Annotated in this window: 9 protein-coding genes and 1 pseudogene; all 10 read left to right on the forward strand. The window is 63.3% G+C overall.

Features of this window, described 5'->3' with window-relative positions; genetic code table 11:
* The 10 genes and pseudogenes from GWG54_RS16365 to GWG54_RS16410 all read left to right on the forward strand — a co-directional run bounded on the left by GWG54_RS16365 (nucleotide 1) and on the right by GWG54_RS16410 (nucleotide 13,393).
* Nucleotides 1–1,053, forward strand: a complete 1,053-nt coding sequence (locus GWG54_RS16365; RefSeq protein WP_167938783.1) for a metal ABC transporter permease — start codon at nucleotides 1–3, stop codon at nucleotides 1,051–1,053.
* Nucleotides 1,050–2,342 carry an FAD/NAD(P)-binding protein gene (locus GWG54_RS16370; protein WP_167938784.1) on the forward strand — a complete coding sequence of 431 codons (1,293 nt, stop codon included), beginning with the start codon at nucleotides 1,050–1,052 and terminating at the stop codon, nucleotides 2,340–2,342. The genes GWG54_RS16365 and GWG54_RS16370 overlap by 4 nt, the downstream gene beginning before the upstream one ends.
* The gene (locus tag GWG54_RS16375; RefSeq protein WP_209438492.1) at nucleotides 2,342–2,581 is read left to right on the forward strand and encodes a hypothetical protein; all 240 of its coding nucleotides are present in this window, start codon (nucleotides 2,342–2,344) and stop codon (nucleotides 2,579–2,581) included. Before GWG54_RS16370 ends, GWG54_RS16375 begins: the two co-directional genes overlap by 1 nt.
* 284 nt (nucleotides 2,582–2,865) lie before the next feature.
* Nucleotides 2,866–4,395, forward strand: coding sequence for a hypothetical protein (locus GWG54_RS16380; RefSeq protein WP_167938785.1), 1,530 nt, complete (start codon nucleotides 2,866–2,868; stop codon nucleotides 4,393–4,395).
* The gene (locus tag GWG54_RS16385; protein WP_167938786.1) at nucleotides 4,392–4,610 is read left to right on the forward strand and encodes a hypothetical protein; all 219 of its coding nucleotides are present in this window, start codon (nucleotides 4,392–4,394) and stop codon (nucleotides 4,608–4,610) included. The genes GWG54_RS16380 and GWG54_RS16385 overlap by 4 nt, the downstream gene beginning before the upstream one ends.
* Before the next feature lie 532 nt (nucleotides 4,611–5,142).
* Nucleotides 5,143–6,786 carry a bacterio-opsin activator domain-containing protein gene (locus GWG54_RS16390; RefSeq protein ID WP_167938787.1) on the forward strand — a complete coding sequence of 548 codons (1,644 nt, stop codon included), beginning with the start codon at nucleotides 5,143–5,145 and terminating at the stop codon, nucleotides 6,784–6,786.
* 151 nt (nucleotides 6,787–6,937) lie between these two features.
* Nucleotides 6,938–9,544 carry a S8 family serine peptidase gene (locus tag GWG54_RS16395; protein WP_167938788.1) on the forward strand — a complete coding sequence of 869 codons (2,607 nt, stop codon included), beginning with the start codon at nucleotides 6,938–6,940 and terminating at the stop codon, nucleotides 9,542–9,544.
* Nucleotides 9,545–9,652: 108 nt separating this feature from the next.
* Nucleotides 9,653–11,146, forward strand: a complete 1,494-nt coding sequence (locus GWG54_RS16400; protein WP_167938789.1) for a S8 family serine peptidase — start codon at nucleotides 9,653–9,655, stop codon at nucleotides 11,144–11,146.
* A 481-nt stretch (nucleotides 11,147–11,627) separates the two neighbouring features.
* Nucleotides 11,628–12,605, forward strand: a complete 978-nt coding sequence (locus GWG54_RS16405; protein ID WP_167938790.1) for a calcium/sodium antiporter — start codon at nucleotides 11,628–11,630, stop codon at nucleotides 12,603–12,605.
* Between the two features lie 203 nt (nucleotides 12,606–12,808).
* Nucleotides 12,809–13,393, forward strand: a pseudogene (locus GWG54_RS16410) (cytochrome P450).
* Nucleotides 13,394–13,653: the final 260 nt, after the last annotated feature.

Consider the following 13,653-nt stretch of genomic DNA (forward strand, 5'->3'; position numbering starts at 1 on the left):
ATGCTCGATTGGTATACGCTGCTTGGTGTAGACGGAACATCCGCCATTGTTGCGAGTCAGTTATTCGACCTCCTGTATGGGGTCTTCGAGTGGTTCCTCGAGGACGAGTACGGCGCTAGGATGGACCGCCTCGCGAAGTATCTGGGTATGCGGATGCTCGGGTATCCCTACATGCAGCGGGCCTATCTCGCTGCGGTGTGTATCGCCGTCATCGGGCCAGTCGTCGGGACGTTTCTCGTCCATCGAGAGATGGCAATGATCGGCGACACCCTCGCACACACTGCCTTCGCCGGCGTCGCCGTCGGGCTGTTCCTCAATTCGGCCCTCTCGCTCACGCTGTCCCCGCTGCTCACCGCGTTCGTGGTCGCAGTCGTTACGGCACTACTCGTGGAGTTGCTCGTCGAACACGCCGGGGCGTACAGCGACACTTCGCTGGCGATCGTCCTTACAGGCGGATTCGCCGTCGGCAGTATCCTCATCACGGCGACCGACGGCGGGATCGCGGTCGGCATCGACGCCTACCTCTTCGGCAGTCTGGCGACCGTCTCGAAAGAGAACGTTGGCGTCCTCATCCTGATGAGCCTCGTCGTCGGCAGTCTCGTCACGCTGGCGTATCGGCCACTCTTGTACGTCACGTTCGACGCGACGGCCGCCCGCGCGGCCCGGCTGAACGTTCGCCTGTACAAACGCCTCATGGTCGTGCTCACGGCGCTGGTCGTCGTCAGCGCGATGCAGATCATGGGCGTCATCCTGGTCGCTGCGATGCTCGTCGTTCCGGTCGCCGCCGCGGCGCAGGTCGCTCAGAGTTTCAAGCAGTCCATCCTGCTGGCGATCCTCGCAGCCGAATTCGCGGCGATAGCCGGTGTAACGCTATCGTACGTCTACGGGATTGCGGCCGGTGGCTCGATCGTCGTTGCGGCGATCGCCGTGTACGCTGTCGTCGTCGGCTTCCAGGGACTGTCGAATCGTCTCCCGAGCGTTCGACGGCTCCGCAGCCAACGGCCCGGACAGACCCGAGAAGGACTCGAAGCCGACGGGGGCGAGCGAGAGTGACCGCCGACGGACCGGACGCCGATCACACGCCGAGCGGTCGACAACCCTACGAGTACGTGATCATCGGTGGCGGTATTCATGGAACCTGCCTGGCGAACTATCTCCTCGCCGAGGGGGAGTACAGTCACCAGGACCTCTGTCTCGTCGAACCTCGCGAGCAGTTACTTGCGTCGTTCGAGACGAAGGCTCGTCAGTGCGGAATGCGAACGCTCAGGTCGACGTTCGTCCACCACATCGGCATAGAGCCGTTCTCACTGGAATCGTTCGCGAAGGGGGCGGGTCGGGAGGACGAACTCGTCTCGACGGAAAACTATCCGAATCGACCGACGCTGGAACTCTTTCTCGATCACGCTCGATACGTCATTGACCGGCGTGGTATCGACGGGTGTCACCTCCAGTCGTGGGCAACGGGAGTTACCAAGACTGAGGCAGGTGACCGACTTGAAGTACAGACGGGTGCTGGGTCGCTCGAGGCTCGCCATGTCGTGCTGGCCATCGGACTCGGTGGCTCGCGGACAATTCCAACGTGGGCGACGTCACTCCCCGATGACGCCCCGCTCGTTCACGTCTGGGACGATGACTTCGACCCGACGACAGTAGCGGAATTCGCTGGCCCGACGTTCGTCGTTGGGGGCGGCATCACCGCTGGGCAACTTGCCTGTAGCCTCTCGGAACACAGAGACGTGACACTCCTCTCGCGTCACGACCTCGAGATCGAACTGACCGAAGCCGACCCGTACTGGATCAACTGGCGACATATCGAACAAGAGATTCACACGCTCCCGCCGGGGTCGCAGGCTCGTCTCGACCGGATCCGAGCCGCCCGCAACGATGCGACGATCCCCCCGTACGTCGAGCGTCGGCTTGACGAGGTCCGCGACTGTGACGGCCTCGAAATCCGGCGGGGCGAGATCACGGCTGCATACGCGACAGACGACGGATTACTCGTGCGGTTCGACGACGGCACGACCGCAACGAATGCACAGGTCGTCCTCGCGACCGGACTCGATCCGGTTCCGGAGCACCCACTAGTCGATTCTGTCGCTGAGTCGTTGTCACTCGAACGCGGGGCAGACGGCTTTCCGGTCCTCGACGACCGGGCGCTCGCGTGGCGAGGAGCCGACGGCACCCGTTCTGCGGTGTACGTTTCGGGAGCGCTCGCAGAACCCAGCGTCGGTCCCTTCGCCCGGAACATCGTTGGCGCTCGTCGAGTCGCAGAACGGCTCCTCGAGTCACGACACAGGGGTGGTTCAGAGAGAGCACCGCCGGCTTCCAGAGGAAGGTCCTAATGCCGTCGAACGACTTCACGCTGGCCTTCTCATTAGAGGCCCTCGAGAAGCTCGCACGGCCGGAGCGAGCATTCGAAGACGCCTCGACGTGGATCAGCAACATTAGGATCGGCTCCTCGGAGTTGTCCTTCATCGAACGACGGCGAGTACGAGAGGCGGGATACCACCAGGACTTCTTATCGGATCCGTGTTCGGTAGAAGAGGCACTCTCACACGAACGACGAGACGCGCAGTACTGACGGCGGCCGCGGGTACACTGGGAGTCAGTGCAGCCAGCGGCGTCGCAAGCAGTCACAAGTATACGACCGACGGGCCCCATGGGGACCAGTTCGACAGAAACCGTGCCGATGCTGCAGCCAACACCAACGTCGTTGGTTACCATAGCCTCGGTGGAATCGGTTCGGTGTCAATGGCCGGCTCTCCTGACGATCCCCACTACAGTGGCCTCTCCGAGTTACGTGTCCACAATGATATCGCGGTGCTCTCAGTGTTTTCCTCGTGCGACGAAACGCCGGGTCGGGGAATGGCTGTCCTCAATATCGGGCAGTTTACGCGCGCCGAGAGCCGCGAGGAACTCGAGTCGGCCGAGCTCGGCGTCCTCTCCTTTTATGGCAACCGGAACGACGGCGCCGCCTGCATGGACGTCAAGCTCTCCGACGACGGGCAGTACGCGTTCATCTCGAAGCAGCCGTTCACGGCGCTGTTCGACGAGACCGAACTCGATCTCGACGACGACGCCGACAGCGGCGGCACCGACGGCGCTGCACTCGAGGTCGTCGATATCTCGGATCCGGGCAACCCCGAGTTCGTCACGCAGTCGTCGCTGTCGGTGTGGACTCTCAGCCCACACAACGCTTGGTATCACCAGATCGGCGATGGAGAGTACGTCTTTACAACCCACGGCGAGGACGGCATCACCGGCGGCATCAATGTCTTCGAGTGCGACCGCGAGACAGGGATGCTCGAACTCGTCAACTGGTGGAACTACTCGGCGGAACTCGCCCAGCCGGGTACGGAGACCGATACTGACGGTGGTGAAGCCTACACCCACGACATCGTCGTCCAGGACGATCCTCGGTTCGGGACGCCTGTCGCCTACCTCGCGAACTGGAACGCCGGCACCCGGCTGCTCAACGTGAGCGATCCCGAAGACATCGAGGAACTCGGCGTCTTCGAACAGGACAGGGCCCACCACACGGTGCCGGCGCCGACGTTGCTGAACGGGAGCCGTGTCTTCGTCGCGGGCCACGAGAATCCCTCGAGCCACGAGTCCGAGGGCCACGTCCGCAACGACGGCGAGAGCGGCCACTACTACCTCGTTGACGCCGATCCGATCGACGACGTCCTCGCGGGCGAACGCGACGACCCGGTCTACCTGGGCGCGTCCTCGACGGTGCGCGAGGACGGCGTCGAACCCGCGAGCCGAACCGCCATCGAGATGTATGAGGACAACAGGCGAACGGAGCTGGACTACTGGATCCTCTTCGAGTCGGACGAGCAGACGTTCGACGAGACGCCCGGCTTCGAAGCAGAGGCCGAGGACGACGACCACGAGTACGAGGGGTTCGACGACTTCAACCTGAGCGCGCACAACCTCGATATCGACGCCGACGGGATCGTTGTTCTCGGGCACTACCACGCCGGGACGCGGTTTCTGGAGATTACTGACGACCTCGGGCTCGAGGAGACCGGGTACAGCCGGGTCGGTCCCGACATTGCTGAGGACGCCGCCCTCGGCGCCCTCTCGACGAGAACGCCGTTCCACTGGTGTGCGGTCGCTCGCAACGGCGTGGCCTTCGCCGGCGGGATCAACGAAGGAGCGCAGGCGATCGCCCACGATGACGTGACAGTCGGCGAGGATAGGCCGATCGATCTCGACGTCGAACGCGAGACGGACGCTTCGCTGTTCACGGCCGGACAGACCAGCCAGGTGCGGATCCACGTCGACAGCGGCGAACCGGTTCGGGTCCGTGACCGCATCCCGGGCAACTGGGAGTCGTTGGCGGCGACGTCAGCGTCGACGAGATCAGCGACGGGAAGCGCAAGGTCGTGACCGCCGACGAGACCGTCGAAGAGGGGTCGGTACGGTACTTCGTTGAGGTGCCGACCGAGCTGATCGACACCGGTTCGTACACGGTCGGGCCCATTGAGTACGCCCGTCCCGATCCCGCAGGCGAGTACGGCGGTGGTGTCAGTGCCAATAACTTCGGCTGGCGGAAGGAGAACGGCGAGACCGTCACGAAGACCGTCGTCGGGCTCGAGACCTAGGCGGAAGGGGAGGGAGGAGAGGAACTGTTCTCTCGCCTGGATTATACGCATGCAGGCGCAAAACCCACGACTGGAGTCGTGGGAGCACGTCACTAATCGTTTCCTCTCTATCATAAATAATCGTAAGTGATTTGAGGTCTCCTAATGTCTGCGCTACGGTGTGAAAAGTCCCGATCGAACAGCCGAGCGTCATATCGGTCACCGACCTCGCCACGACCACCGAACGATTACTACTGGGCTCGTATCCAGAAATCAGAGTGTCAGGGCCCTCGGAAAACAACTCGACGAGGAATGCGGGATCAACGTAACCATCTGTTCGGAGCTATCCGAGATCGGGAATCGAGCCGGCCAACTCGACTGTCTAATTTGTGGCCCCGGTCTCGTTACTGATTCCGGTATCGCCGAGACGAAGCGGGAGGTCCCGGCCAGTGCGTGGATCGTCCTCTACGATGACAACGAAACGGCGAGCCGGGCGCTCTCGGACGGAATCGACCGATGTGTATACTGGGGAGACAATCGGAACACGGCGACGGTGGCACATCTCGCGACGGCGCTCAGAGCCGCGGTCGAGAATCAGGAAGCGAAGTTCACTCGGGAGGCGCTCCGGCGGTCGAACGATCTGTTTTTCGTCTTCGATCCGGACGGCAACCTGCTCCAGTGGAACCACCGGCTGTCCGAGGTGACCGGGTATGACGACGACGAGATCGCGTTGATGTCGCCCTTTGACTTCGTCGCCGACGAGGACATAGCGGCGATCGAGACAGCGGTCCGACGGGCCCTCGAGAGCGGGACCGCTCGAACGGAAGCGGCCCTCGTGACCACGGATGACGAGGAGATCCCCTACGAGTTCACGGGCGCGTTGCTCGAAACCGAAGCGGGCGAGCGGATCAGCGGAATCGGACGGGAGATAACGGATCGCAAATGCCGCCAGCGCGCCCTGGCCCAGCAGGCCGAACAGTTGCGAACGGTGAACCACATCAACGCGGTCATCCGGGAGGTCAATCAGGCGCTCGTTCGGGCCTCGACCCGCGAGGAAATCGAGGAGGCGGTATGCACCTACCTCGCCAAGAAGGAACCGTATCGGTTCGCGTGGATCGGCGAGCAGGGAGCCGCAAGCGACCACGTCACTCCGCGGGCGTGGGCGGGAATCGAAAAGGGGTATCTCAAGGACCGACCTAGTGTCGAAGAGAAGCGGGGCGATCATATCACGGCAGCGACCGCGATCCGGACCGGCGAGATCCAGACCGCACAGCACATCGCCAAGGACCCCGAGTTCGAACCGTGGCGCGAGGCGGCCCTGGAGCGGGGCTTCCGGTCGGCGATTGCCGTGCCGCTTCGCTATCGTGAGACGACTTACGGGGTACTTTGCGTGTACGCGCCGCGTCCGGAGGCCTTCGACGAGGACGAACAGGCCGTGCTCGCCGATCTCGGCGAAACCGTCGCGTACGCGATCAGCGCGGCCGAGCGACGGCGCGCGCTCGTCACCAATTCGGTCATCGAACTCGAGTTCCTGACCCGCGATCGGTCGATCGGCTACGTGGCGCTGTCGGCGGAGCTCGGCTGTGAACTGACCGTCGAGGGCGTCTCGCCGACCAGCGACGGGGAAGTCGCCGCGTTCGTCACGATACGCGATGCGGACTGCGAGGCGGTGCTCTCGACTATCGCCGACGATCCGGACGTCAAGGCGACCGTCGTGGCGGACCACGGCGAGGAGTGTGTCTTTCGGCTGACCGGGCCGGAGCCGTCGGTGTCTGGAACCATCGCCGATTACGGGGGCGTCGTCCGGGAGGCGGACGCCGACCACGGTGAGGGGCGGTTCGTCGTCGAACTCCCCTACGACGCCGACGTCCGTGCGGTCGTCGAGGGCCTCGAGGAGTACTACGACCGAACTGAACTCGTCGCCCAGCGCGAGCGTGAGCGGACCGAGCCCTCGGATGCGGTGGTCAGAGAGGCGTTCGACGACGCGCTGACCGACCGCCAGCGGGAGGTGTTGCGGGCCGCGTATCTCTCGGGCTTTTTCGAGTGGCCACGCGGAGCAAACAGCGGGGAGGTCGCCGAGGTCCTCGGAATCACAGAGCCGACCTTCCACGAGCACCTCCGGACGTGCCAGCGCAAACTCGTCAGCGCGTACTTCGATCACCAGCCGCCGGTCGACCTGGCCGAACTGATGGCCTAGAGGATTTGGTTCACGATTCTTTATTGTAGTCTTCCTCTGTTACTCCATGTCGCGAGACAACTCTGAAGATATAACAAACACGACGCGGCGTAAATTCGTCGCGGGAACCAGTGCGCTCGTCGGGACCGGCCTGCTCGGGACCGGTGCCGGCGTGTCCACCGTCGGAGCCAGCGAGGACATCGGTACAGCGTTCGCGAACGTACGAATACGCGAGGCCGTACACGCCTGGAGCCGCGGATATCGCGGGCGAGCCGACCGAACGCTCGCGCTGACCGACAGCGGCACCGATTCGCGCCATCCCGATCTCGGTCCCTGGAGCGGGGCGACAGTTTCGACGGAAGATGGGTTCGAGATCGACGGCAACCCGTTCGCCAACACCGGTGGGAGTACCACCTCGAACACGACGAAACTCGTCGCTTGGCACAACGACTTCAACCGGTACGGCGAGTACTCCCGTCCACGGGACTCCAACGGCCACGGGACTCACGTCGCCTCGATCATGGCCGGCACCGGGCGTGCGAGTGGGTTCGACGGGAGCCGCTACTGGGAGGACGAGCCCCGGACGACGCTCGTCCTCGGTGACACCCTCTCCTACGAAGTCGAGGCCGAGGCCGGAACCGGCGTCTTCGCCAGCGTCTACGGCGAACTCGTCGAAATCGCGATCGAGGGCCCCGACGGCGAGGAGATCACGACCTCGAGCGACCTCGTGGGCACGAGCCTCGAAGGAAACATCGTCGCCCAGACGCCGACGGTCCACGACGAGGGCGAGGCGACGTACACGGTCCACGTTCGCGCCCAAGAGGGCGAACTTGTTTCGTCGGGGACCGTCGATCGCGTGGCCGTCGGCGCGTTCGTCGATCCGACCGACACTGTCGGCGACCGGACCGAAGACGGCGACCGCTCGATGCACGCGGGCATCGCGCCGGACGCAGGGATCGTCTCGCTGTCGGGACTCGGCGACCCGACCGTCGAGATGGGCGACTACGCCGAAGAGTTCGCCGAGGAGCTCAACGTCCGCGCGGTGAACATGTCCTGGGGGTACGTCGGCGGGATCCCCCTCGGCGCGGCCGGCGGACGCCTCGACGACGTCCCTGAGGCAATCGGGAACCTGACCGACGCGGGGATCCTCTCGGTCGCGGCGGCCGGCAACGACGCCACGCCGGCTTCCGGCAACGCCGCGCCCGCGGTCGTCCGCGAGGCGATTTCGGTCGTCGCGACCGGCGCCTGTGACGGGATCTCGGCGTACTCCAGCGGCGGGATCGCCGGTATCGACGAACATGACAAACCCTACATGAAACCCGACGTCACGGCCCCCGGCGGGACGTTGAACGTCCCCGACATCGCCGCACTGCAGGGTGAGCCCGAAGACGACGTCACCGAAACCGAACCCGAAGACGACGTCGCTGACGCCGAACTCGAGCCGGTCGCGGAACTCGACGAGGTAGACGAAAGCGACCTCGAGCCGAAGACCACCTTCGACGACGCGATCACCGGTCCCGCCGACTACGAGGTCGATCTCGCCGACTCTGTTCTCGACACCCTGGGGGACGTCAGCCTGGACACGTCGCTGGAGTCGCCGCTGGCCGGCGCGAACACCGAGGGCGACGGGAGCGACGGCGTTCGCGATTATACCGGGAAGGCCGGCACCTCAATGGCGGCGCCCTCCCTGGCAGGGATCGCCGGCGTCGTCGCGGAAGCGATGGAGTTCGACGCGCCCGAGGCGATCGCGCTCGACGAGCCAGCCGGTGCCGACCGGGACGATGTCTTCCGGCTCAAAGCGACCCTGCTGGCGACCGCGAGCGAGACGGCGCTGACCGCGGCCCCCTACCACCGCGCGAAGGTGCCCCGGTACACCCACGGCGGCCGCGACCAGTACGAGGGGTACGGCCGGGCGAACGTCGGTCCCGCGATCGACGCCGTGACCCGCGACCTCACCGACGACACCGTCTCGGGAACCGTCGGTCTCGCCGTCCCCGAGGACGAGCGGGCGATCGCCGGACACGTTCGCGTGAGTGATCCCGGCGAGATCAACGCCGAGGTCGCCTTTAGCCACTACAGCGGCGGGAACGAGAGCGCGACCAAAGGCGACCCACACGTCGATCTCTTCTGCTACGACGCCCAGAGCCCCGACGAGCAGACCGGCGATCCGACGATCGTCGGCAGCGACGTCGGCATCGAGGGCGATGCCGCGGTCTCCACGACGGTCTCGCCAGACGACCTCGAGGACAACGGCGGCGAACGCGTGTTCTACGTCGTCGCGAAGCTGGTGAACGTCCCCGGGCTGGTCAACGGCTTCGACTGCCGGGCCCACCTCGAGCTCGAGACCGCGTTCGACGAAGCGGGGCTGCTCGTCGAGGGAGAGCGCAAGGACGACGCCTCCGTCTTTACGGGCGGCCAGACCAACCGCGCCGAGCTCGACGTGACGGTGCGCCATCCCGACAGCGAGGACGTCCTCGTCCGCGACACTGTCCCCGAGGACTGGGACGTCGACGAGGACCACGGCGACGTCGAGGCGACGACCCCCGCCTTCGGCGGCGGCACCCACGTCTACTTCGGCGTCGACGACCCCCAGGACGCCTACGAGGAGCTGACCCACTTCGCCGAGGCACCCGACGAGATCGAGGACTCCGGACGAGATACGTTCGGGCCGATCGCGGTGACGACCGACACCGACGACGACGGCACGCTCACCGACCGCGAGTGGACCGCGATCAGCGGCACCGACCGGACGGTCACCGTCGCCGCGGAAGAGACGTAGCTGAACAACACAGCGGTTCGTCCCTTCTCGAGCCGCCGTCGAGACTGCGACCGAAGCGAGACGCCACCCGCGACTGACGACGCTCCGGACTGACACGAGACACCATCCATGACAGACACCACGAACTCGACCACCGAGACGCGAACCGACGCAGTCAGTGCATCGACCCGCAGACGATTCGTCGCCGGCCTCGGCGTCGCCGGCCTCGCGACGACGCTTCCCTTCGCCGGGAGCGCGGCGGCTGACGAGACGATCGTCGACGAGACCCTCGACACCGCGAGCGACGCCCTCCAGGAGACTCTAGTCGTCTTCGAGGAGAACGATCAGGTCGACCGCCTCGCGGAGCTGGACCTCGCGCTGGGGTATCACTCCTTTGCGGTCCTCCCAGTCGGCTACACCGAACTCACTGGCGAGCAGCTGCTCGCGGTCGCCGACTGGGACGAGGTCAGGTACGTCTCCGCGAACCGCGACCTGGAGTACTTCAACGACGACAGCCGCGAGACGACCGGCGCCGACCGCGTTCACGAGGGGGAAGACCTCGAGACGGCCTACACTGGCGAGAACGTTCACACGGCCGTCATCGACACCGGCGTCGACGGTGCCCACCCCGATCTCGAGAGGAACCTCGCGGCCAACTGGCAGTGGGTCGGAGACCCGCTCGAGCAGGGCGTCCTCTGGGAGGACCTCGGGCCCGCGAACACCGACGACAACGGCCACGGCACGCACTGCTGTGGCACCGTCGGCGGCGACGGCACCGAGAGCGACGGCGAGTACAAGGGGATCGCTCCCGACGCGACGCTGACCTCCTACTCGGCGAACCTCTCGCTGACGCTCGTCACGGTCGTCGCGGCGTACGACCACATGATCGAACGCAAGCAATCGGGCGAGACCGACATCCAGGTCGTGTCGAACTCGTACGGGTTGGCCGAGGACGAGGACTACGACCCGAACGATCCGGGCAACGTCGCCACCTGGTACGCGTTCGAGGCCGACATCTTGCCCGTGTTCGCCGCCGGCAACGACGGTCCCGAGACGAACACCCTCAACTTCTACACTCGTGGTCCTCACGTCCTGGGTGTGGCGGCGACCGAGGCCGATCAGACGGTAACCGACTTCTCCTCGCGCGGGCGCTCACCGGGGTACGATGGCGTGACCAACTACGACCGCGAGACGGCCTTCGAGAACCACCGGGCGTTCTACTCGGGCGACGACCCCGATGGCTCGCTCGGGATCTACCGCAACGGCGTCGCCGCGAAGGGCGGCAGCGTGATGAGCACGCTCAACCCCACCCACGCGCTACAGGCGACCGAAACCGACGCGGAGGTCTTCTACGGCCGCCTCTCGGGGACGAGTATGGCCTGCCCCGGCGTCGCCGGCTGTGCGACGCTGGTCGTCGATGCCTACTACGAGACCCACGGCGAGTACCCCGACGCGATCGACGTGCTGAACACGCTCGAGGCGACCGCCGTCGAGGACGTCCACGACTACACCGCGGAATCGGTCGGCGCCGGGTTCGCCGACGTCTACGCCGCGGTCGAACGTGTCGAGGCGGACGACCTCGCTGACTTCGGCGAGGCCACGATCGCACCCGGCGGCGAGTAGTCGGACCGGAACCTGGCGAGATGGGTTCGGTACAGTTCAGTTCACCCTATGAACTAATTCAATAAATTTGATGTTACAATTATCGGTGAGATCGCTTGCTGCTCCGTGACCTACTCCACCTCTGCTAGCAGACTGGTACTGATCACAAGATAGTCTGCTAACCAACAGCGGGGCAGTAGAGGGCTTGCTCGGGCTCGAGTGTTCTCAGCGCATAGCGGAGTTCGTCCGGTCGAAGCTCTCGGTGTTCGTCTTCGCCAGCGAGTTGCTGCAAGGCTCGAGCAGCGGCGTAGGGTGAGCCAATCAACGCCTGAAGCAGTGAGATGATGTCTTGAGTCAGTCGCAAGTTCTTGGACTACAGAATTCGCGTCGCAGTCGATGCATAGGCCGTCCAGTCGACTGTGGAAAGGGTACTATAACGGGGAACAGAGGGTAGTCACCAGACACCCAACCTTGATTAGCTGATCAACAGAATTCCCGTACGATGGTTGAAGGTGGCGTGGCCGTTCAAATAGGTATTATACTCGTATCAGTTCTGGGTCTATGGATCGGCGCGCGACTCTTAGTCGATGCTGTTATTCGATTGGCTCGACGGTTCGGCCTCCCGGAACTTGTGATTGGACTTACGATCGTGGCGATGGGAACGTCGACACCGGAGCTCTCGGTCTCGGTCGACGCCGCGTTCAAAGGACTGGGTGACATCGCAGTCGCAAACGTCCTCGGCTCGAACATTTACAATTTGGCCTTCATTTTAGGTGTGATTTCCATGTTGAAAGTAATTCCAATCGGAGAATTACTCGTTCACCGCGATGGCACTGCTCTTCTGACGAGCACTCTCATCGGTGGAATCGTTCTGTTCGACCTCCAGATTTCGAGGGTCGAAGGCGCACTCTTGGTAGGATTGTTTGTCGCCTACACAGCCTATCTGCTCCGGACCGACCACACAGAGCCCGAAACGAACCCTAATCAGCTGCTCGGAGAAGGACGAGTAACCCGCCCAGTGACCGAACGGGTGACCTTTCGTGGGCGAGACGTCATGTTTCTTCTGGGAGGATTAGCGCTGGTACTGGTGAGTGGTGATTATATGGTGCTAGCTGCCTCGGAGTTGGCCCGCGGCGCCGGCATCTCCGAATGGATCATCGGTGGGACAATCGTCGCCGCAGGAACCTCTACGCCGGAGTTCGCCGTTTCGCTGGTGGCTATCCAGCGGGGGAGCCTCGGGGTCTCGGTTGGCAACGTCGTCGGCAGCAACGTCTTCAACATTACGGGAATCATGGGGGTGGCAGCGGTCGTTCGTCCACTCATGGTGAGTGGCACAGCGCTTGAGACACTGGCGTGGTTGACCGGAATCGTTCTCCTGATGCTCGTTAGCTTCTGGACAGGAAGAGTACTTTCTCGTTTGGAAGGCGCCTTGTTCACCACCTCTGAAATCATCCGGTGGATTCTCGGACTAGTTGGATAATTCGGTACGATAATTCTGATGAGTGTCCCCCAGGGTTGAACCCGATACTGGTATGCGCGCCTGTCCCGTCAATCGCCGCCGATACGCATTGCGATATCTCTCCTAACGTGTCGGTGCCGCCCCAATGGGGAACTCACAGAACAGATCACACTCTGGGAAAACGAACCAACGATTGATCACTACTTCGCCTGGACATAGTACGAGTGCTGTTCGCAGGCTACGAGACAACTGCTTCAACGCTCGGCTTCGCTTGGTACGCACTGGCGAAGAACCCTGTTCTACGGGATGCCTTTCACGATGAACTTGAGGCTGTACTTGGTGGCGAACCGCCGTCTCAGGAGACAGTTGATGACTTAGACCTTACACGTTGTATCGTGACTGAGACGCTACGGTTGTATCCACCAGTATACACTATTCCTCGGTAGACAATACGGGAGCTCGAGATCGACGGCTATCGACTTCCAGCAAACGAGGAGGTCCACCTGTCAGTGATCGCAGCCCATCGCGACGAGCGCTTCTACGAGGATCCGCTCTCGTTCCGGCCGGAGCGATGGCAACAGCAGTCTATCGAGGGACACCACGACTTCGCATATATTCCGTTCGGTGGTGGTCGTCGAACGTATATTGGTCGGGAGTTTGCTCGGCTCGAAGCGATGGTCATGTTAGCGACGATTGGTCAGCAGTGGGGACTGGAGTGGACAAAAGGGGACTCGACGGTTACGCTCGACCCGGCGATCACGATTCAAGCGAAAAACGGTCTTCCGATGCGGCTTCGGCAGCAACCTTGAACGATATTTGATTTCGAGCAGGGATCAGAACGTACGTCACAGCAATAGATAGTGTTGTAAAATTGCCACCTCGAATGATTTTGACTCTGAGTCGTCGATTCGCTATGTGGAGAGTGCCTACTGAACGACCGAGATTCTGGGATCGATGAACAGAGTCAGCTGGGACACGCAGCTGAAAGGCCAGCAGTTCATTTGTCTTTAGCTAAGCCTCACACCTCGGCTGCGTAGCAGTAGCGAGCGTCTCTTGTAAGATCGGCCGT

Source organism: Natronococcus sp. JC468 (assembly GCF_012163165.1).
GTDB classification, from domain to species: Archaea; Halobacteriota; Halobacteria; order Halobacteriales; family Natrialbaceae; genus Natronococcus; species Natronococcus jeotgali.

What these genes read in the sequence shown, in the direction of transcription:
- GWG54_RS16365 (WP_167938783.1), top strand. Translation starts at nt 1, where the DNA reads ATGCTCGATTGGTATACGCTGCTTGGTGTAGACGGAACATCCGCCATT.
- GWG54_RS16375 (WP_209438492.1), top strand. Translation starts at nt 2,342, where the DNA reads ATGCCGTCGAACGACTTCACGCTGGCCTTCTCATTAGAGGCCCTCGAG.
- GWG54_RS16380 (WP_167938785.1), top strand. Translation starts at nt 2,866, where the DNA reads ATGGCTGTCCTCAATATCGGGCAGTTTACGCGCGCCGAGAGCCGCGAG.
- GWG54_RS16400 (WP_167938789.1), top strand. Translation starts at nt 9,653, where the DNA reads ATGACAGACACCACGAACTCGACCACCGAGACGCGAACCGACGCAGTC.
- GWG54_RS16405 (WP_167938790.1), top strand. Translation starts at nt 11,628, where the DNA reads ATGGTTGAAGGTGGCGTGGCCGTTCAAATAGGTATTATACTCGTATCA.